We start from the raw sequence: 18,097 nt of genomic DNA, 5'->3' as shown, positions 1-18,097 counted from the left end.
CCCTCAATAGCATGAAGCTTTATTTGAGGGTATGGCACGGTTTCAAGCGGACGATCCCGGTGGAACTCATTCGCAGCGCCCGCCTCGACGCTGGATTGACGCAAGTCGAGCTTGCTCGGAAAGCTGGACTGCGCCAGCCCAGCCTGGCGCAGATGGAGGCCGGTGTGCGAAATGTGTCTCCTGCGATGCTCGAACGCGTGCTCAAAGCTGCCGACTACAGACCGAATCTCGCCTTGGAGCGAACGTTTCAGGTAATCAGGGAACTGGCGGCGGATCTCGGGTTGCAGAACGTGCGAGTCTTCGGCTCAGTCGCCCGGGGGGAGGACGGGTTCGACAGCGATATCGATCTTCTGATGACACCTGACAAACACGTCACTCTCTTTGACATCGCCTTCTTCGGCGAGGAGGTTCGTCGGATCACTGGGTTCCCTGCCGATGTCATTGTCGACATCGGGTCTGTACTTCCCGGTTCGACAGTGCTGGAAGAAGCGATACGAGTCTGATGGCTTCGAGACCTTCCGACGACCCATATGTCAGGCAGCCTAGGCGGCACGTGGGAAATTCCTCGGGGCACGACGAGGAGAATATTCGTGGTGAACTTGCTCGTATTCTCCAGCGTTCGCAGTCCGTAGCCTCCAGCCCGCGGGCTGAGTTCGCGGATGGCTCTGTGGCCTACGATGTAGCCAGCATGGTGATGGTCAGGCTTGCTTCCCTGACCGAGAGATCCGAATTCGCTCCATGGTCAGAGTTGTTGACGGCCCAGGAACTCACCTCTATTCGGGCCATGCGAAACATCGCGGCTTATGCGGGATACGCAGCGATGGATGACGACCTGTTCTGGGAAGCCGTGACGGAACTGGTGCCTGAAGTTGTGAAGCGGCTGCTCTGTCGATGAATCGATTCGCGAACGTCCGCATCTGAGCTCCCCTTCGTCTCGATTCCGTTGACGCCGTCATTGCTGGCAAATGTTCTTGGTGGCAGTCTCAATTTCAGGTCGACGATCATCTCACAACATCCATTTCGGGCTACAGTTTGATGTACATGTACTACTGAAGATGTTCCGAAAAGGAGAAAATATGGAGTTCGAGGAACGATTGTCGGCGTTGGCCGCTAAGGTGCAGAATCAGCGCGACGCCATTCAGACGGAGGAAGCGACGAAGAATGCATTCGTGATGCCCTTCATCTCCACGATTCTCGGCTACGACATTTTCAACCCGCTCGAGGTAGTGCCGGAGTTCACTGCCGACGTCGGCGTCAAGCGCGGTGAGAAGGTTGACTACGCGATCATGCGTGATGGTGAAGTGCAGATACTCATCGAGTGCAAGAAGTCGACCGAAGCGCTCCGAATTGAACATGCCTCACAACTGTTCCGATATTTCTCCGTCACCAACGCGCGAATCGCGGTGCTGACGAACGGTGAAGTCTACAATTTCTACACCGACCTCGACGCGCCGAACAAGATGGATGATCGCCCGTTCCTGGTGTTGGATCTCAACGACATTGACGAGACGCTGCTTCCGGAGCTCCGCAAACTCTCGAAGGAGGTGTTCGACCTCGACTCGGTCATCAGCGCCGCCGAAGAGCTCAAGTATGTTGGAGCGATCAAGCGTGAAATCGCGGCCCAGTTCAAGGAACCGGACGAGGCGTTCGTCCGGCTCTTCACCGGCAGAGTCTATGACGGTCGTTTCACCCAAGACGCGAAAACGCAGTTCACCCTACTTGTCGCCAAGGCTGCAAAGCAGTATCTGAATGAACAGGTGAACGATCGCCTCAAGGCGGCGCTGGGTGCTTCCTATTCTGCTCCGCTCGAGAGTTCGGCTCAGGCTGAGGCCGTGACGAGTGAAGCCGTCGCCGAGTCTGATCTGGCACAAGACCCCGAGATCGAGACCACGCTTGAAGAGCTTGAGGGCTATCAGATCGTCAAGGCCATCGCCTGCAGCGAGGTCAAACCTGAGCGAGTGGCCCAACGTGATGCGAAGTCCTACTTCGCTGTGCTCCTCGATGACAACAACAGAAAGCCGATAGCCCGATTGCACTTCAACGGCAAGAAGCAGAAGTATCTTGGCCTGTTCGACGAGAACAAGGTCGAGACTCGTCATCCGTTGGAGGGGCTTGAAGGAATCTATGAGCATGCTGAGGTCATCCGCGAGGCAGTGCGTCGCCACAACGACTAGCGGATTGAGAAGTGGCCTTTCATAGCCGTCAGCTGTGCTGAGTCGTCTCCGCCGCGCAGGAGACCACGACGCACGCGAACCCCGCCGGCGCAACCGCACAACCTTGGTAGTGTGATCGACCATGGACCTGCCATTTCTCACTGGCACCGCGACGGGGATTCTGACACCGATGCTGTGTTGCCTCATCGGCCTCGTGATCTTCGCCTGGCGCTGGCGCGGCAGAACTCGACTGCTCGGAATTCTCGGGACCGCACTGCTGTTCTGCGGGCTGGTGTTCGCCCCGATCGGAATGGTTCTCGGCCCGATGCTGGCCCTGGACACCGGTATTCGCGCGATCGAATGGATCGCCATGACATTGACGGTGATGCTCCAGGCCGGCGGACTCGTCCTCATCGGATTCGCCATTGCGGCCAGAAGTGAGCCTGCCTCGGTCGCCCGTCCTCTGCGCGGGACCGGCCCCGCGGGGGCCGGTCCGGATCCCTTTCGAAGCTCGCCATGATCGCCTCGTCGCTCGCCGGAATCGGAGGGACGGTGGTGTTGAGTCTTGCGGCGGTCTTCATCGCCGTCATGCTCATCATCCATCGCCGAGGTGGTGCCCGGGTGGCAGGCCTCCTCGGCGTCTGCTCGGCGATCGTGGGAATCATCTTCCCGCATGTCATCGACTTCATCGGAGTCGGTGCGGAGGCAGCTTCCGCCGACTCCGTGCTCGCGGGAGAGCAGGGCGATCCCGTGCTCAGCTTCATCATCCCGGCCGCACCCGGACTGCTCCTGGGCGTGGGCATCGTTCTGATCTGCATCGCCGCCGCTACCCCTCGAGCAGCCCCCGAATATCCTCGGCGCTCACACTCTGGCTGAACGCCTGACCCTCCGGGCCACGGCCGGCGAAGGTGCCGCCCTCGGTCATGAGGGAATCGAAGAGCTCGGCCTTGCGCTTCTGCAGGGCGAGCACCTTCTCCTCGATCGTGCCCTCGGTGACATACCGGTAGACCATGACGTTCTTCGTCTGCCCGATCCGATGCGCCCGGTCGATGGCCTGATTCTCCGAGGCGGGGTTCCACCACGGATCCATGAGAAAGACGTAGTCCGCCTCGGTGAGGTTGAGACCGAACCCGCCGGCTTTGAGGCTGATGAGGAACACGGGTGCGACCCCCGTGCGGAACTCCTCGACGACCTGCCCGCGATTGCGAGTGGAACCGTCGAGGACGACATAGGGGACGCCTCGGCGATCGAGTTCCGCGGCGACATGGGACAGGAATGAGGTGAACTGGCTGAAGATGATCGACCGGTGCCCTTCGGCGAGGACATCGTCGAGGCGTTCGAGCATCGCGGTCAGCTTGGAGGAGGGCACCTCTGCGTGTTCGGCATCGACGATGCTCGGGTCGAGGGCGAGCATGCGCAGCAGCGTGAGCGACCGGAAGACGATGAACCGCTGCTTGTCGTAGTCGCTGTCGATGAAGCCGAGGATCTTCTTCCGCTCCTTCTGCAGCACCCGATCGTAGAGTCTCCGGTGCGCGGCGCTGAGCTCGACCGTGATGACCTGCTCCTGCTTCTCCGGCAGATCGGCGGCCACGAGGTCCTTCGACCGGCGCATCATGAACGGGCGGATCCGTCGTTGCAATCGCAGCATCCGGCCCGGATTCTCCCCGCCCTCGATGGGTCGCACGTACTCGTCGTCGAAACGATGCGCCGAGGGGAAGAGACCGGGCGCGGTGATGGCGAAGAGCGACCACAGATCGCGCAGCGAATTCTCCAGCGGAGTCCCGGTCAGCGCCAGGCGGAAGGGAGCATTGACAGCCAGCGCCGCCTGGTGGGCCTGCGAGGAACTGTTCTTGACGAACTGGGCCTCGTCGAGGATGAGGCCTGCCCACTCCAGTTCTGAGATGGGCTCCTCCTCGAGCCTGAGCATCGCGTAGGAGAGGACGATGACATCGGCCCCGGCGACCACCTCGGCGAGGGTCGTCTTCCTCTTTTTCGTCGACTCGGCCACGACGCGGACGTCGAGGTCGGGGGTGAATTTCGCGGCCTCCTTCACCCAGTTCGGGACCACCGAGGTGGGGGCGACGACGAGGAAGGGCGGCAGCGGCTCGGTCGGGTCCGAGGACGAATCGTACGACGCGGAGGCCGCGTGCTCAGCCTGCGCGTGTTCGGACCGTGCGTGCTGGATGAGTGCGAGGGTCTGCAAGGTCTTGCCGAGGCCCATGTCGTCGGCGAGCACTCCGCCGAGGCGGCACCGGTAGAGCAGTGTCAACCAGCGGAATCCCTGCACCTGGTAGGGCCGCATCCGGGCCCCGCCCAACTCGGGCACCTCGGTTGCCGGCAGGTGCTCGATATCGGCCAGGGCCTGCGCGGATTCGCGCCAGGTCACAGCCGGTTCGGACTCGTCGGCGAGGTCTTCGAACTCGGACCACAGGCCCACGTGCAGGCGCGAGATCTTCGGGGATTCGGGTTCCCACTCGGGGATGAGGTCCGCCTCGGCGAGGAGGGCCTTGAGCCGGTCGAAGACGGCTTTGTGCAGGGACAGGAAGGTGTCGTCGGCGAGTTTGATCTTCTTCGTCCCCGCAGCCAGAGCCTTATAGAGCTTGACGAACGGGACCGCGTGGCCGTCGACGGTGATCTGGAAACCGAGGTCGAACCAGTCGTTCTTCTCCGATTCGACCGTGGTGATCTTGACGTTCGGTTCGCCGCCGAGCTCCCGGTAGGGCTGCTTCTTCCCGCGTTCGATGACCTTGAGGTGGGCGATCTCGGTCAGGCCGGGAAGCACGTTGACGACGAAGTCCGCGGTGTCGGCATCGCGCAGTTCGGTGTCGACGGGGCAGCGCAGCCGCGAGCCGGTCTCATAGGTGTCGGCCAGCACTTGGTTGACCTCGCCGAGAACGGCGGCTTCGTGCTCGGGATCGCGGAGCCCATTCGCCGGGGCGGTGCCGACTCTGCCTGCTGAGGTCCCTGTCTTGGCCGGCGAACTCCCCGCATTGCCGGCTCTGCTTGGAGCGTCGATCGGATAGGTGCGCCGCGGGCCTGAGTATTCCCAGTACCAGCGCACGCTGAGGTCATCGATGCCGGCGTAGGTGAGGAAGAGGACGAGCCGGGGCTCGCGGTACTGCGGGAACGTCACGGAGTCGTCGCTGCTGACCACCTCGGCGCTGGTGCGCAGCTGGGGGTAGTACTCCTCGAAGAACTCCTCGGTCTCAGCCGCTGGGATCGTGATCGGTCCGGGGGAGGAGAACACGAGCAGCGCCGAGGTGGTCGTCGGCTTCTCCGCCGGCGCCAGTGTGACATTGAATCCGGATCGGACGTCGACGCCGAAGAATCCGTGCGTCCAGATCGGTTTGACCAGGCCCGGAGCGAACTCGCGCTCGTCGATCGTCGTCCGCGGCTGTACACGCAGCTGACCCTGTACTCGGCGGACGTCGATGAGGCCCTTCGCCCGGCGGCCGATGCGCACGTCCATGCCCTGATTGACGCCGACGTATTCGATCCCGAGGCTCCGGCCCTGCTCGAAGAGCTCCCAGAGCAGAGGAGTGTGGAAATCGCCGAGGTTGTACGGCGCCCCGTCGGGAGTGAAGTCGGTCTTGTCTCTGGTGCGCAGCCCGGCGAGTTGATTGAACCATTCCTGGTGGCGGGGGTCGACGTCGAACTGGCGGGCCATGCGGTCGATGGTGCGCCAGGTCAGGGACTTCTTCACCCAGTTGCCGGATTCGCTGAGCAGGAGAGGGCGAATCGCCAGGGCGGGATTCGCCCCGGGGGTGACCTCGTGGCTGTCGAGGAGATTCGTGTGCTTCGGCTCGAACCAGGTGCGGGCGACGATCTCGACGAGCTCGAAGCCCAAGGCCACAGGCGTGTGCTGCTGGGGAACCGCCTCGGCGAGGGGAGCGAAGGCCTCACGCCAGTCGGTGGGGATGCCGGTGCCGCCGGTCGCGGAGACTCTGCTCTCCGCAGCGGGGGTTGGTCGGTTCTCGGGCACCCGTCCATCCTCTCACCTCACCCTGACACGGCGAATTGATTCGCCAAGCTGTGACTATTGCCGGCACCGGAATCGGGCATGCCGGCTCAACGTCTGAGTCGAATCCCCACACCTCACCCGCCATTCGGCGGCCAATAGGCCAAATATCGAGCGCATTCGGCGGAGGCGGTAGTCAAACGGTTTACGTAAAATCACAATACAGACGTCGTGAAGAGACGATGCGGATCAAAGGAGATCACCATGACAGAGTCGAAGACGTACAACAGGCCACCATTCGACCCGGAATTGGAAGCCGTGCTGGACGCAGTAGGTGAGCAGTTGCCCTCGACGATCACACCGGAGATGATCCCGATCATGCGAGAGTCGGATGTGACGGCGCCGATCGCCGAGGTGCTCGAAGGTCGCCCGGTCATACACCGCGAGATCACCCTCCCCGGATATCAAGGTGCCGACCTGGTGGCTTCGATTTTCACCAGGTCAGACCATGAGGCCAGCGGCCCCGGAATCTTTCACACACACGGTGGCGGCATGATCATCGGTGACAGGTTCACCGGAATAGAAGTGATGCTTGATTGGGTCGAGCAATTTGACGCAGTTTGCGTCTCTATCGAGTATCGTCTTGCGCCCGAGTTCCCAGACCCATTCCCCGTTGAGGATTGTTACGCGGGTCTGGTCTGGACAGCTGAGCACGCAGATGAACTCGGCATTGATCCCAGTCGACTGCTCATCGCCGGAGCCAGCGCGGGCGGAGGACTCGCGGCTGGAGTCTCTTTGCTCGCCCGGGATCGAAAAGGTCCTCCTCTGTTTGCTCAATGTCTTATCTATCCGATGATCGATGACCGCAACGGCACAGCCTCATCACGCCAGATCGAAGGCGAAGGAGTGTGGGACCGCACCAGCAACTTCACGGGTTGGGATGCTCTTCTTGGTGATCGTCGCGGGACGGAGGATGTATCGATCTATGCTGCTCCGTCTCGAGCGGTCGACCTGAGCGGACTACCCCAGGCTCACATTGATGTCGGTACGGCCGAGGTGTTCCGCGATGAGGACGTAGCCTACGCTTCACAGATTTGGGCCGATGGTGGTGTTGCAGAACTGCACGTGTGGCCCGGAGGGTTCCACGGTTTCGACATGATGGCACCGCACACTGCGCTATCACAAGCAATGATGACTACTCGAACCGCTTGGCTGGCGAGAATTCTCGGAGTCTGAGGGCGACGTAGTCGGCACCTGGCGCGCGAGGTCCTCTTAGAGCCCTGCGCACTAAACTGAGACGTGGACGCAGCGCTTGTCACACGGAGGTGGAGGTGCGATGCAGGAATTGGTCGGGAAACTGTCGGCGCTTGATCCTGAGTCAAGCGAGTCCCTGAAGGTCATCGGGTTCTTCGATAAGCTCGTCAGCAGTCAGGCGAATTTGGCTGCTCTCGCGCGTAGTGCCGCAGTTCTTGCGGGAGTCCCCGCAGGCTTGATGGACAGCTCCACGGGGCGAGTCGTCCGAGCGACTCCGACCGGAGCGCACAGCGGCAATGGAGACCGTGCAAGCTGGCCGTGCCTGAACGGACGTGACAGCGTCACTGTCTGGATTGAACGCGAAGGCGCTCCGCACATCAACGACGCGATGTTGCTGGAGCGGTTCTCCCTTTCCGTCTCAATCACACTTTCACGGGTGAACTCGGATGCGAGAAATCGTGTCGCGGAAATCGTGGTGGATGCGGCTGCTTCGCCGGAAGAACGAGCAGCGGCGGTCACGCGACTGCGACTCGATCTTCACCGCCGAGTGCGCGCAATCGCGTTGTCAGCCGGTACGCCCTTGCCTAGTGGGCAGGTGAGCGGCTTGCTGTCCACACCGTTCGGATTTGCCCAGGTTCTCATCGTCAGTGAGTCATTGAGCGGACCATCCACCGAGGTCGGCGGGCGAACGGGGGTCGGTCTTCCGGTCGAGCACACTCGTCTTCCCGTCTCGTGGGCCTCGGCGTTGGTCGCTCTCCGGCTCAGTGACCATGCGAATCCGATTGTTCGGGCGGACGAACTCGGTCCGCTGCTCTTGCTCGCAGACGCGGCCGATGCGAGTCCGGAGCCGCATCCCGATGTCGTCAAACTGTCAGAGCTCGCTAGCGACAGCTCTGCTCTACCGACCCTCGATGCGGTCATTGACAGAGGCAGCGTCCGGGGAGCTGCATTGGTTCTCGGTCTCCATCACTCGACGGTACAGGCACGGTTGGCGGCCCTGACGGAGTCCTTGGGATACGACGTGCGATCAACTATTGGCGGTATGAGATACACGCTTTCCCGTGCGTTGCAGCGACTGCGCGACGCCCGGCTCTGACGTTCGGTCAGTGCCGATCGGCTTTGAGGAAGTGCACGACGAGCTCGAAGCCCAAGGCCACGGGCGTGTGCTGCTGGGGAACCGCCTCGGCGAGGGGAGCGAAGGCCTCACGCCAGTCGGTGGGGATGCCGGTGCCGCCGGTCGCGGCGGTTCGTTTCTCTGCGGCGAGGCTCTGTTTGTTCTTCCTGGCGGCGTGTGGTCGGTTCTCGTACACCACACCATCCTCTCACTGGCAACTGACACCGGCGGCGAAACCGCAACAGCGAACTCCGGTTGAACGGAATGTCACGAAATGATAACGGATGTCGCGATGATGAGGTCGCCCGATCCTTGCGGATTCAGCGGATGCCGGGAATTAGCTGAGCGCTGAGGTATTCATCAATTCCTTCACATGTGTTGTCTACATCACAACTCGCTTCTTAGGGTCGAGAGCAGGTTGGCGAACTCGGCAGCCGCAGGTGATGAAGCGGAAAGGACACGAGATGACAATGACAGCGACAACTGCGACCAATGGCAGCTCTCCGGACCAAACGATGCCACAAGGTCAACGAACCAGGATGAGACGGTGGTTGACCCTGCTTCTCGCCGTGGTGTGCGCCGCAGTGTTCGGCGGCGGTCTCAATGCGGGTCCTGTGCAGGCACAGGACTCGACGCAACCCGCTCAGAGACTTGGCCAGCAGCTCAGTGCGCAGCGGGCAGACTCGCTGGCAGCCAAAGCCGATCTGACGTCAGTGTCGAAATCGGGCGAAGAGATCGATACCTCCAGCGCTCAAGCCTGGGAGCTCGACGACGGAAACGTCTACGTCAACTATTCCTTCGCGAGTGACGTCGAGGGTGTCTCCAACATCGGTGCCGTGGTCTCTCCGGACGGAGACGTGCTCGCAACAGCAGAAATCGTCATGAAGGCCACGTCTGAGAACTCCGGCCATGTCGAAGCCTGGAACAACGGCGCGAAGACCGCGGACCGTGAGGTCACGTCCGACGACGCCTCCTCCGGCAAGCTGAGTCCACAGGCGGACGGCTTCTGGAGCAAGCTCAATGACTGCCTGTCCTCGGCGGGAATCTCCTCATGGGTTGTCGCCGGAATCAGCGTGGCCTGTGGAGCCGTCTGCGTCGGGACAGCGGGATTGGGATGCGTCGCCTGCATTGCCGCTGCGGCCGGAGTGACCGGCGGCACCGCCGGCTATTGCATCGACCAGGCTCAGAAGTGACAGCTGACCAGCTCACAGAGACTCACAGACAACATCGATCGCCAGTTGATGAGGAGAAGACAATGAAGATCCGAAGCAAACGACCCGCGACGACTGCCATCGCAGCCTTCCTCGTCGCGTCCGTCGCCGTACTCAATCCCACTGTCTCGATGGCATCCCCGAGCGAGGGGAGTGCTTCTCAGCCGCCGGAGACGGTCATGCTCGAAACAGGTGACGACGATGCGCAGAGAGCAATCGACGCGGCCACGCCTGTACTCGAGAGTCTTCCGCACGGTGCCCGAGCCGACTTGGACAAAGCCAAGGTATCGCAGCCCGAGGGCAGCGAATCACTGATGGTGGCTGTTCAGCTCACGGGTGAAGGGTACGACGAGGGCTCATTTGCAGGTGTCGTGGTCGATCCCGCAACCGGTGAACTCGCGGACCAGGTGCAAGTCAAAGCCACCCAATCATCCGGATCAGAGGCGCAGGTGACCACCTGGGTCAACGGAGATTCCCAAGGCACGAATGCCGTTGACACGAGCGGTGAAGCAGTTGACGCTCAGTCGATTGAAGCCCAAGGCGCAGACCCTGATGTCATCGACTGCCTGAACGCTCTGGGCGTTTCAACAGCAGTCGCACTGATCATCATCAGTACTTGCGCCTCTGCATGCGCCGTGACAGTCGGCGTGGGTTGCATCGTCTGTGTTGCAGGCTTCACCGCAATCGGTGGAGCAAGCGTCGGTAAGTGCTTGAGCACCTGATAAACGGGGTGATCGAGCGGTGTATTGTGATTGGCCCTTCATCGTAGAAGTCCGACAACCGGAGGAGATATGAGACTCCCGCTGAAAGTCAGATGGATCGTTGCACTGCTGCTTCTCGCGATCGGCAGCCAGGCCCTCGTCTTTGCCCCAGGTCTGCACGATTTCGCTGCCGTGTTCTGGGGTCTGTCGTTCGTGCTGCTGGTTGGAGCACTGGTGCTTGCTGTCCAGCGTTACAGAGCTGGACGACAGGAAAGGAGAAGTTAGCTTCCTGCCGCAATGCCGATGGGGCCGTGTTGCCCGCTCCGCGCAGACGGGCGGACGATGCGGCCCCGTCGTCCAGCCATGCAGAAGTGAGATTGTGCGAGAGCCTCGGACAGCAGATCCGTACATCCCGGGAATCTGCCTCGATCATTCTCTGCGTCCGCGGGAAGCGCTAACCTCGGTACTATGGATGAGAACAGCGATGTCGTCAGCCAGTTCTTCGCCGCCTATGCCAAAGCCCTGCTCGACCGAGACGTCGAGGCGATCGCCGCGCACTACGCGGTTCCCGCGCTCATAGAATTTCCGGGACAGCGCATCGTCGTCACCGAGGCTGCGCAGACCGTAGATTTCTTCGCCAGGGCCCTCGCCCAGTACGTCAAGGTCACCGAGGCCGATGCCGTCTTCGAGATAGCCGCCGCGGCTGACCACAGCATTTGGGTTGAGGTCACCTGGGACTATCACGGTGCTGTGCTGGGTGAGAGGAATATGTACCAGCTGGTGCGGATCGATGGCGGATAGGAAGATCGCCGTGCTCACGCCTTTGAGTCTGAGCTGATGGCGCGTGACTCGCGGATGAGCGGATGGCCCGACAATGTCTGACTACCCCGAACTGCTGCACACCGTCATCGACACCACCGACCCTCGGACGCTCGCCGAGTTCTACCGGCACCTGCTCGGCTATGTCTACCGGCCCGGTGACGAGCCGCCGGAAACCGTCGAGGTGGACGGCGAAAGCGGGTCGCGCGCGGCCGACAGTGTCGCCGATGACGCCGATTGGCTTGTGCTCACCGACGGCAACGGGGTTCGCAAGCTCGCCGTCCAGAAGGTCGCCGAACTCACCCCCACCACGTGGCCCGACGACAAGGTGCCCATGCAGCTGCACCTCGATTTCACGGTCTCCGATGCCGAAGAGCTCGAACGACAGCGACGGCGGGCGGTAGTTTTGGGGGCGACGGTGCTCTTCGATCGCACGGACGATCCGGTTGAACCGCTCTATGTATTCTCCGACCCGAGCGGGCACCCCTTCTGCATCTTCGTGGCCTGAGCCAAGCGTTGTCTGCCTGTCCGAGTATGTCTGAAGACTGCCACGCTCGCTGGAGTCCACCGGTTTCAGGCTGAACGCACGTGGCGAGCACCCGAAGGTGCTCGCCACGTGCGTTCGACCGCGGTGTAGGTTGTGCTTGTCCGCTTGACCTCAGGAGTCGGAGACTGCTGCAGCCAGGTTGGCCAGTGAGGATTCGAGATCCTCCTCGCTGACCACGGGGAAGCTCACCTGCTTGAGCACATCCTTATCGGTGACCGAACTCCAGTCATAGGTGATCGTCACCTCGGTGGAATCCGAGCCCTGCGGGGTGAGTTCCCAGACCCATTCCCATCCGTCGGGCTCCTGGCCGCTGGGCGCCGTGGTCCACGCGAGGAGTTTGTTCTCGTCGTAGCCGACGACATGGTTGTCCGTCTTGTAGTCCCCACCCATCTTGTCCCAGTGCATGTTCATCGTGAAGACCTGTCCGACGGCGGTGATGCGGTCGGTCTTGTCATCGGAGACCACCATGTCCGAGCCGTCGATCTCAGCGTGACGTTCCGGGTTCGACAGCACGTCGAAGATGTCTTCGTTGGCTGCGTCGATGGTTCGCGTGGCGCTGATTTTCGTCTCTGTCATCGTTTACGCCTTTCCTCAGCAGTTGGGGATGTGCGGAGCATCTGCTCCTGCGGTCCACGCTATACCCTGTGCCTCTCCTCTGTCTGTGCCCACCACGTCATTCACACCGATCGCCGAGACTGCACTCCGAGCGCGATCAGCGGATAAGTCGGTCAAGATCGATCCGGAGACGCATAAGGTGGGGGAATGGACGCAGAACCCGACCCTCGGCGATTGCCGGACAGTGAAGACGAGTCGGCAGTCGATGAGGACAGATGGATCGTCGTCAAAGGGCGGCGCTGGCGCCGTACCGATCCCGGGCTCGACCAGCAGATCGTCGACGAACTCAAGAGCCATCTCGGCAGAGCTCGAAATGCGGTGAAGGCCGCCAAGGGATCCGGCAGCGAAGAGGAGCTCAGGCATGCGCGGGACCGGGTGAACACTGCCAAACACGGCCTCGGGGAGCGCGGTGATTATTGGTGGGACATGTCCCTGGCCGATCGAGTCGAACGCGCCGAGGAGGCACTGGAGCGACTCGGATGACCGTGTTCGGCCAGTGACTCTGTTCAGGCGGTGAACAGTTCGATCTGATCGGCGGGGTAGTAGTTCTGCGTGGAGCCGCCGATGCGAACGAGGTACTTCTCCCGCGGCACGTCGAGATAGACGACTGTGCCCACGCTGTGCTTCATCGCGCCGTCGATGATCTGGACGGTGTCGCCGATCTGGAATTCAGTCATACTCAAGTGTAGGCCTCTGACCGTAATGGCGCTTTTCAGGTCAGGAGGTTTCACTTCGAGAAGTCTCAACTGAGCCGCGCTCAGAGGAGCTGGTTCGCTAGGTCCTCGAAGTCCTCCGCGACCAGGTCCCACGCACCTTCTGGCTCGAGATCGCTGGTCTGGCCCGGTCCATGTTCGGTCGGCCGACGGACGAAGGCGGTGCGCAGCCCGCAGTCCTGTGCCGCAGCGAGATCGGAGTTGTGGGCCGCGACCATCATCACCTGGCCCGGCTCGAGACCGAGGATCTCGGCCGTGCGCAGATAGGCGGCCGGTTCCGGCTTATAGGCCCCAGCCACCTCGGCGCCGAGGATCGCATCCCACGGCAGCCCGGCACGTTTGGCGACGTCGAGGGCCAAGCGCACATTGGCGTTCGAGAGCGGAGCGATGATGAAACGGCGGCGCAGGCGGGTCAGGCCGGGGACCGCATCGAGCCAAGGATCGAGACGATGCCAGGCGAGGTTCGCCTCGGCGAGGTCGGGGGACGGCACGGTCCCAGATGGCACGCCGAGGCGGTCGAGCACGCTCTCAAGATTCTCCCGGTGCAGCGCGTCGAGACGGACGAAAGGCCGACTGCCGTTGCGGACCCGCTCCATCGACGGCTGGTATTCGCCACGCCACGCATCGGCGAATTCGTGTGGATCGACGCCGGGCAGCCACTGTTCGAGGAGGTCTGCGACATCGGCGGCCACGCTCTTACGCCAGTCGACGACGGTCCCGAACATGTCGAAGACCAAGGCCTCGACCGCGTCGATCGCGCTGGCCCGACCGCCCCGGTCGAATTCTGCATCCATGGGTTAACCCTAGTTCGCGGGCGGCGGGCGGCCAATAGAATGGTTCTCATCCGAGCTCTTGGAAGGAACGACCAGTGGGGTGGAGCACCAGCGAGTTGGCGAAACTGACCGAGACCACGGTCAACACGATCCGCCACTATCACAAGCTCGAGCTGCTCGCCGAGCCCGAGCGGATGAGCAATGGATACAAGCAGTACGGGACATCGCACCTGCTCAGGCTCCTGCAGATTCGTCGGATGCGAGAGCTGGGAATTCCGCTCTCCGACATCGACTCGGTTCGCGATGACCATGAACAGCAGCAGCTGGCACTCAAGCATCTCGACAGAGAACTCGAGGAGCAGATCGCCGAACTGGTGCGTGCTCGCGAGGAGGTCGCACAGCTGCTCGAGCACGGTGCCCCCATCGACACGGCCTCCGGATTCATCGACATCGCCGCCACCATGTCCGGACCCGACCGCAGTCTCATGTCTCTCTACTCACGTCTCTACGATGAGAAGACGATGTCCGAGTTCAAGACGGTGATGTCTCAGACGACTCCCTTCGACCGGGAGATCGATGACCTCGCCGAGGATGCCGACGAAGCCACCCGGGAGCGTCTCGCCGAGGCGATCGCGCCGAACATGAGGGACCAGCTCGAGTCGAACCCGTGGATGCTGGCACCGACGCACGGGATGCGCGGCGATGCCGAGATGAGCCAAGCGGCGATCATCGGCTCAATCCTCGAGCTCTACAACTCCGCTCAGGTCGATGTCATCCAGCGAGCCTTCATCAAGATGTTCCCCGACCTCGACATCCCCGACGAACATCGCGAGCGGTTCCTGGAGTTCATCCAGGCCCAGGTGGCCAAGGAGCAGGCCGAAGGCCCCTGAATTCGGCCGCGAAAACTGAGTGAATCCTGGATTCGCTGATCCGGGCTTGACCCTGTTCCGAGAACACAGTCTGTACTGAATGTAGTCAGCAGACGGATCCGACTCGAGCGAGTGGGAATCCGAAAAGTCTACGTTCGGAGGACACCATGAACGGCATCATCGAATTCTTCCAGGGCCTTGCCTCGCATGTTCCTGACCTGCTTCAACCCGTCATCATCGCCATGGCCGGAGCGGTCCCCTTCGTCGAGGGCGAGATCTCCTCGGTCATCGGCGTCTGGGCGGGACTCAACCCCGTCATCGCCGGCCTGGCCGGAGCCATCGGCAACTTCATCTGCGTGACCGTCATCGTTCTCCTCGGTGCCCGGGCGCGTAAGGCAGTCGTCGCCCGTCGCGATGAGAAACGCACCTCAAGCGCCGAGGCTGCCGTCCCCGCGACCATGGCCGCCGGCTCTTCGGCCGATGCCGAACTGCACACCGCGGGCACGGGCCCACATCACCTCGGCGGGGTCGACCTCGACCGCACCGACCACCTCGGCGAGGCCGATCTCGATGCCCAACCTCGGCGAGACGGCAAGCCCGAGTCCAAGGGGCGGGTCAAGTTCAAGCGCTTCCTCACCCGGTTCGGGGTTCCCGGTGCCAGCCTGCTTGGGCCCCTGGCCATTCCCACCCAGATCACCTCGACCATCCTCGTCAGCGCGGGGGTCAAGACCTCGTGGATCCTGCTGTGGCAGGGCATCGCGATCGCGGCCTGGACGACGCTGACGACGCTCATCGCCACCGGCGCGCTCGCCTTCTTCGCCGGCTGATCGGGCCGCACCCGGCCACACCGGCAGCCGGGCACACCCGCACCCGCGGAATCCGCTGTATCCCGCACCCCCGCCACTCCCGCTCCCGCCAGTCCCGCCACATCAGAAACTCAGAGAGGAAAACCCATGACCACCGCCTACCGCCACCGAAAAGTCCTCAGCTACTCGGCCCTCGTCGTGGTGGCCCTGGGACTTCCCACTCTCGTCCCCTTCTCCGCCACGCTGCTCGGCTGGGTGATGCACCTGCCGATGCGGCTGAGCCTCAACGAGTCCCTGCTGGCGACCGTCGGCGTCTTCGCCGCATGGTTCGTCGTCTCGCGACTCATCGACGTCATCCTCGACAGCAGCGATCTGGGCGGCACGCTCACGGGTCGCGTGGTCTCGGCCTTCGCCTCGATGGCCGTGCTCGGCGGCGGGTACCTGCTCATCGTCGACTCGGTCGTGCTGTCACTGCTCATGGCCGGAGTCGTCTGTGGACTCTTCTTCGCACTGAGCACAATGATCGATCGGTCGGCCCAGCGGACGCGGGGGACCTGAGACGAGGTGTCGGCCCGGCCACAGTGGCCAGGGCCGGGCACGGAGGACCGGTCACGCCGTAGAGAGCAGGCCCGGCCACGTAGGATGGGTACGATGAACGACCACACTGCGGACAGATCCCACACCTCCTCGCCGGCCGTCCTCGGCGCGCTGCTCTATCTTGCCGCCGAAGTCCTCGAACCGGGGTTCGCTGCGAAGGCGTCAGGGACCGATGCGAAGTCGGCCGGGGCTGGGACGAAGGCCGACGCAGCGGTATCGAAGCTCAATCCTCGTGACCAGGAGATCCTCACCGAGGTTGAGCTGGCTTTGGCTTCCCAACTTCCGGATGACTCGCCTGCGGTGACGCGGACGCTGGCCGAGGTGAGCTCGGCGATCGGCTTCATCCGCAGCCGATCCGAGAAGCCGAGTCTGACCGCAGCCAAGTACGACGCGCGGCGAGCGGATGCGCTCACCCGCATCGGGGCGCGCTCGACCAAGGGCGCGAGTGTCTGGCCGCCGACAAGTCAGACAGCAGTGCAGCGCTTCGGCTCCTGGAACGACGCCCTCAAGGCGGCCGGACTGGCGATCAGTTCGGTCGGACGGGCGCGCGGTCAGCTGCGCTTCGATGCCGCGGCGTACGACACGGCGATTGCCGCATTCGTCGCCGACTGCGAATCGCGAGAAGCCGCGGCTACCTATCAGTCGTACACCGAATACGCCGCCGAGCACAAAGGCGCGGTGCCCTCGGCGGCCGCGGTGCGGAAGTTCTATGGAAGCTGGAACTCGGCACTCGCCTCGGCAAGATGAACGATCGTCGATTCGTCGACTTTCACCGACTCTCGGCGAAGGCCTCCAGTCGATCGCACGCCTCGTTGATGGTCTCAGGGGACACGGAGAACGTCAGTCGCAGATATCCCTCGCCCTGCGGTCCGAACGCCGAGCCCGGAATCGTCGCGAGCTCCTGCTCTTGGAGCAGCCGGATCGCCAGATCCCACGAGCTCAGTCCCCACTCGGAGATATTGACGAAGGAGTAGAACGTCGCCTCAGGGCGGATCAGGGACAGTCCGTCGATCGCGGAGATCCGGTCCGTGATGAGGTCGCGCCGCTGGGCATAGGAGGCCACCATCTCCTGGACTGGATCCTGGTCACCGGTGATCGCGGCGACCGCAGCGTCCTGGACGAAACCGGGCAGCGACGAGGTGATGCCCTCCTGGAGGAAGGCCATCGGTGCGATGAGATCTGTGGGGCCGATGAGGAACCCGCAACGCCACCCGGTCATCGCATAGGTCTTCGAGAAGCTGTTGACGACGAGGAAACGGTCGAACCCCTCGCGGATCTCGGCGATGGAGGTGAACTGGGCATCGTCGAAGACGATCTCGTCGTAGACCTCGTCGGAGATGATCGTGAACCCGTGCTCGACCGACAGGTCGACGAGCGCCTCGAGATCGCTGCGATCCATCACCGATCCCAGGGGATTCGAGGGGCTGTTGATGATGATCGCCGCGGTCTTGTCGGTGATGGCCGCAGCGATATCTGCGGCGCGAAGTTTGAAGTCGTTGTCCTCGGTCACGGCCACCGGCACGGACACCCCGCCGAGGCGGTGGACTTGGCCGACGTAGTTCGGGAAGCTCGGATCGGGGATGATCACCTCCTCGCCGGGAGCGACCGTGACGTCGAGCGCGAAGGTCAGCGCCTCCATCGCACCGAAGGAGACCATGACATTGTCCGAGGTGATCGGCCGGTTCCAACGAGCCGTGTACTTCTGTGCGATCGCCGAGCGCAGGTCCGGGATGCCGGCATTGGCGACATAGCGGGTGTGGTTGTCCTCGATGCCTTGAATGCCGGCGGCCTTGACGTGCTCAGGGGTGTTGAAGTCGGGTTCGCCGACGGTGAGCTTGACCGCGTTCGGGTAGTCGAGTGCCAGGGTGAACATCTTCCTGATGTCCGAGGCCGGGTAGCTCGCGGCCATCTGCGTGACGCGGGGGTGGGTGTTCGTCATCGTGTTCCTTGGACGTGTCGGGGGCGTG

At 62.6% G+C, this 18,097-nt stretch carries 22 protein-coding genes; 16 read left to right on the top strand and 6 right to left on the bottom strand.

What is annotated here, in order from left to right:
* Positions 1–11: 11 nt before the first annotated feature.
* The 5 genes from ACH82I_RS09435 (at position 12) to ACH82I_RS09415 (ending at position 3,029) form a co-directional block, all read left to right on the top strand.
* Positions 12–503 (top strand): helix-turn-helix domain-containing protein, encoded by a 492-nt coding sequence (locus ACH82I_RS09435; RefSeq protein WP_413332114.1) that lies wholly within the window; start codon positions 12–14, stop codon positions 501–503.
* A gap of 50 nt (positions 504–553) precedes the next feature.
* The gene (locus ACH82I_RS09430) at positions 554–895 is read left to right on the top strand and encodes a hypothetical protein (RefSeq protein ID WP_413332112.1); all 342 of its coding nucleotides are present in this window, start codon (positions 554–556) and stop codon (positions 893–895) included.
* A gap of 181 nt (positions 896–1,076) precedes the next feature.
* Entirely contained in the window at positions 1,077–2,174 is a 1,098-nt protein-coding gene (locus ACH82I_RS09425) for a type I restriction endonuclease (protein WP_413332110.1), read from the top strand.
* 121 nt (positions 2,175–2,295) lie between these two features.
* Positions 2,296–2,673: a hypothetical protein gene (locus tag ACH82I_RS09420; RefSeq protein WP_413332108.1), complete on the top strand. Its 378-nt coding sequence runs from the start codon at positions 2,296–2,298 to the stop codon at positions 2,671–2,673.
* Positions 2,670–3,029: a hypothetical protein gene (locus ACH82I_RS09415; protein WP_413332106.1), complete on the top strand. Its 360-nt coding sequence runs from the start codon at positions 2,670–2,672 to the stop codon at positions 3,027–3,029. The genes ACH82I_RS09420 and ACH82I_RS09415 overlap by 4 nt, the downstream gene beginning before the upstream one ends.
* Here ACH82I_RS09415 and ACH82I_RS09410 read toward each other — a convergent pair.
* Entirely contained in the window at positions 2,980–6,135 is a 3,156-nt protein-coding gene (locus tag ACH82I_RS09410) for a DEAD/DEAH box helicase (protein WP_413332104.1), read from the bottom strand. The genes ACH82I_RS09415 and ACH82I_RS09410 overlap by 50 nt on opposite strands.
* 240 nt (positions 6,136–6,375) lie before the next feature.
* On the opposite strand from ACH82I_RS09410, the gene ACH82I_RS09405 reads away from it, so the two are divergent.
* Entirely contained in the window at positions 6,376–7,347 is a 972-nt protein-coding gene (locus ACH82I_RS09405; RefSeq protein ID WP_413332102.1) for an alpha/beta hydrolase, read from the top strand.
* A 100-nt stretch (positions 7,348–7,447) separates the two neighbouring features.
* Entirely contained in the window at positions 7,448–8,461 is a 1,014-nt protein-coding gene (locus ACH82I_RS09400; protein WP_413332100.1) for a helix-turn-helix domain-containing protein, read from the top strand.
* Positions 8,462–8,468: 7 nt separating this feature from the next.
* Here ACH82I_RS09400 and ACH82I_RS09395 read toward each other — a convergent pair whose 3' ends face one another.
* Positions 8,469–8,675, bottom strand: a complete 207-nt coding sequence (locus ACH82I_RS09395) for a hypothetical protein (RefSeq protein WP_413332098.1) — start codon at positions 8,673–8,675, stop codon at positions 8,469–8,471.
* A gap of 355 nt (positions 8,676–9,030) precedes the next feature.
* Between ACH82I_RS09395 and ACH82I_RS09390 the strand changes: the two genes are divergently transcribed.
* The 4 genes from ACH82I_RS09390 (at position 9,031) to ACH82I_RS09375 (ending at position 11,718) form a co-directional block, all read left to right on the top strand.
* A complete protein-coding gene (locus ACH82I_RS09390) occupies positions 9,031–9,672 on the top strand; it encodes a hypothetical protein (RefSeq protein ID WP_230745213.1) in 642 nt (213 codons plus the stop codon).
* A 62-nt stretch (positions 9,673–9,734) separates the two neighbouring features.
* Positions 9,735–10,412, top strand: a complete 678-nt coding sequence (locus ACH82I_RS09385) for a hypothetical protein (protein WP_230745212.1) — start codon at positions 9,735–9,737, stop codon at positions 10,410–10,412.
* Positions 10,413–10,859: 447 nt separating this feature from the next.
* Positions 10,860–11,192, top strand: a complete 333-nt coding sequence (locus ACH82I_RS09380) for a hypothetical protein (protein ID WP_413332096.1) — start codon at positions 10,860–10,862, stop codon at positions 11,190–11,192.
* Positions 11,193–11,265: 73 nt separating this feature from the next.
* On the top strand, positions 11,266–11,718 hold the full coding sequence (locus ACH82I_RS09375; protein WP_230745210.1) for a VOC family protein: 453 nt from the start codon (positions 11,266–11,268) through the stop codon (positions 11,716–11,718).
* A 150-nt stretch (positions 11,719–11,868) separates the two neighbouring features.
* Here the strand turns inward: ACH82I_RS09375 and ACH82I_RS09370 are convergent, their stop codons facing one another.
* Positions 11,869–12,333, bottom strand: coding sequence for an SRPBCC family protein (locus tag ACH82I_RS09370; protein ID WP_230745209.1), 465 nt, complete (start codon positions 12,331–12,333; stop codon positions 11,869–11,871).
* 186 nt (positions 12,334–12,519) lie between these two features.
* Here ACH82I_RS09370 and ACH82I_RS09365 point away from each other — a divergent pair, with 186 nt between their 5' ends.
* Complete coding sequence (locus tag ACH82I_RS09365) at positions 12,520–12,855, top strand: biopolymer transporter Tol (protein ID WP_230745208.1); 336 nt, start codon at positions 12,520–12,522, stop codon at positions 12,853–12,855.
* A gap of 23 nt (positions 12,856–12,878) precedes the next feature.
* Here the strand turns inward: ACH82I_RS09365 and ACH82I_RS09360 are convergent, their stop codons facing one another.
* Together ACH82I_RS09360 and ACH82I_RS09355 are read right to left on the bottom strand one after the other, a co-directional pair.
* Positions 12,879–13,049, bottom strand: a complete 171-nt coding sequence (locus ACH82I_RS09360) for a hypothetical protein (protein ID WP_413332093.1) — start codon at positions 13,047–13,049, stop codon at positions 12,879–12,881.
* An 80-nt stretch (positions 13,050–13,129) separates the two neighbouring features.
* Positions 13,130–13,879: a haloacid dehalogenase type II gene (locus ACH82I_RS09355; protein WP_413332091.1), complete on the bottom strand. Its 750-nt coding sequence runs from the start codon at positions 13,877–13,879 to the stop codon at positions 13,130–13,132.
* 95 nt (positions 13,880–13,974) lie between these two features.
* Between ACH82I_RS09355 and ACH82I_RS09350 the strand changes: the two genes are divergently transcribed.
* The 4 genes from ACH82I_RS09350 to ACH82I_RS09335 all read left to right on the top strand — a co-directional run bounded on the left by ACH82I_RS09350 (position 13,975) and on the right by ACH82I_RS09335 (position 16,877).
* A complete protein-coding gene (locus ACH82I_RS09350; protein WP_413332089.1) occupies positions 13,975–14,748 on the top strand; it encodes a MerR family transcriptional regulator in 774 nt (257 codons plus the stop codon).
* Positions 14,749–14,894: 146 nt separating this feature from the next.
* Positions 14,895–15,554 (top strand): small multidrug efflux protein, encoded by a 660-nt coding sequence (locus ACH82I_RS09345; protein WP_413332087.1) that lies wholly within the window; start codon positions 14,895–14,897, stop codon positions 15,552–15,554.
* A gap of 126 nt (positions 15,555–15,680) precedes the next feature.
* Entirely contained in the window at positions 15,681–16,091 is a 411-nt protein-coding gene (locus tag ACH82I_RS09340) for a hypothetical protein (protein WP_413332085.1), read from the top strand.
* 93 nt (positions 16,092–16,184) lie between these two features.
* The gene (locus ACH82I_RS09335; RefSeq protein ID WP_413332083.1) at positions 16,185–16,877 is read left to right on the top strand and encodes a homing endonuclease associated repeat-containing protein; all 693 of its coding nucleotides are present in this window, start codon (positions 16,185–16,187) and stop codon (positions 16,875–16,877) included.
* 22 nt (positions 16,878–16,899) lie between these two features.
* Here ACH82I_RS09335 and ACH82I_RS09330 read toward each other — a convergent pair whose 3' ends face one another.
* The gene (locus tag ACH82I_RS09330; RefSeq protein ID WP_413332081.1) at positions 16,900–18,069 is read right to left on the bottom strand and encodes a pyridoxal phosphate-dependent aminotransferase; all 1,170 of its coding nucleotides are present in this window, start codon (positions 18,067–18,069) and stop codon (positions 16,900–16,902) included.
* Positions 18,070–18,097: the final 28 nt, after the last annotated feature.

It is taken from the genome of Brevibacterium sp. GP-SGM9 (genome assembly GCF_047300845.1).
Classification (GTDB): domain Bacteria; phylum Actinomycetota; class Actinomycetes; order Actinomycetales; family Brevibacteriaceae; genus Brevibacterium.
The sequence above is the reverse complement of the archived record's forward strand: the minus strand, read 5'-3'. Positions and strand labels throughout refer to the sequence as shown.

What these genes read in the sequence shown, in the direction of transcription:
- ACH82I_RS09355 (WP_413332091.1), bottom strand. Translation starts at nt 13,879, where the DNA reads ATGGATGCAGAATTCGACCGGGGCGGTCGGGCCAGCGCGATCGACGCG.
- ACH82I_RS09330 (WP_413332081.1), bottom strand. Translation starts at nt 18,069, where the DNA reads ATGACGAACACCCACCCCCGCGTCACGCAGATGGCCGCGAGCTACCCG.
- ACH82I_RS09340 (WP_413332085.1), top strand. Translation starts at nt 15,681, where the DNA reads ATGACCACCGCCTACCGCCACCGAAAAGTCCTCAGCTACTCGGCCCTC.
- ACH82I_RS09425 (WP_413332110.1), top strand. Translation starts at nt 1,077, where the DNA reads ATGGAGTTCGAGGAACGATTGTCGGCGTTGGCCGCTAAGGTGCAGAAT.
- ACH82I_RS09375 (WP_230745210.1), top strand. Translation starts at nt 11,266, where the DNA reads ATGTCTGACTACCCCGAACTGCTGCACACCGTCATCGACACCACCGAC.
- ACH82I_RS09415 (WP_413332106.1), top strand. Translation starts at nt 2,670, where the DNA reads ATGATCGCCTCGTCGCTCGCCGGAATCGGAGGGACGGTGGTGTTGAGT.
- ACH82I_RS09385 (WP_230745212.1), top strand. Translation starts at nt 9,735, where the DNA reads ATGAAGATCCGAAGCAAACGACCCGCGACGACTGCCATCGCAGCCTTC.
- ACH82I_RS09360 (WP_413332093.1), bottom strand. Translation starts at nt 13,049, where the DNA reads ATGACTGAATTCCAGATCGGCGACACCGTCCAGATCATCGACGGCGCG.
- ACH82I_RS09370 (WP_230745209.1), bottom strand. Translation starts at nt 12,333, where the DNA reads ATGACAGAGACGAAAATCAGCGCCACGCGAACCATCGACGCAGCCAAC.
- ACH82I_RS09420 (WP_413332108.1), top strand. Translation starts at nt 2,296, where the DNA reads ATGGACCTGCCATTTCTCACTGGCACCGCGACGGGGATTCTGACACCG.
- ACH82I_RS09400 (WP_413332100.1), top strand. Translation starts at nt 7,448, where the DNA reads ATGCAGGAATTGGTCGGGAAACTGTCGGCGCTTGATCCTGAGTCAAGC.
- ACH82I_RS09365 (WP_230745208.1), top strand. Translation starts at nt 12,520, where the DNA reads ATGGACGCAGAACCCGACCCTCGGCGATTGCCGGACAGTGAAGACGAG.
- ACH82I_RS09435 (WP_413332114.1), top strand. Translation starts at nt 12, where the DNA reads ATGAAGCTTTATTTGAGGGTATGGCACGGTTTCAAGCGGACGATCCCG.
- ACH82I_RS09345 (WP_413332087.1), top strand. Translation starts at nt 14,895, where the DNA reads ATGAACGGCATCATCGAATTCTTCCAGGGCCTTGCCTCGCATGTTCCT.
- ACH82I_RS09380 (WP_413332096.1), top strand. Translation starts at nt 10,860, where the DNA reads ATGGATGAGAACAGCGATGTCGTCAGCCAGTTCTTCGCCGCCTATGCC.
- ACH82I_RS09335 (WP_413332083.1), top strand. Translation starts at nt 16,185, where the DNA reads ATGAACGACCACACTGCGGACAGATCCCACACCTCCTCGCCGGCCGTC.
- ACH82I_RS09405 (WP_413332102.1), top strand. Translation starts at nt 6,376, where the DNA reads ATGACAGAGTCGAAGACGTACAACAGGCCACCATTCGACCCGGAATTG.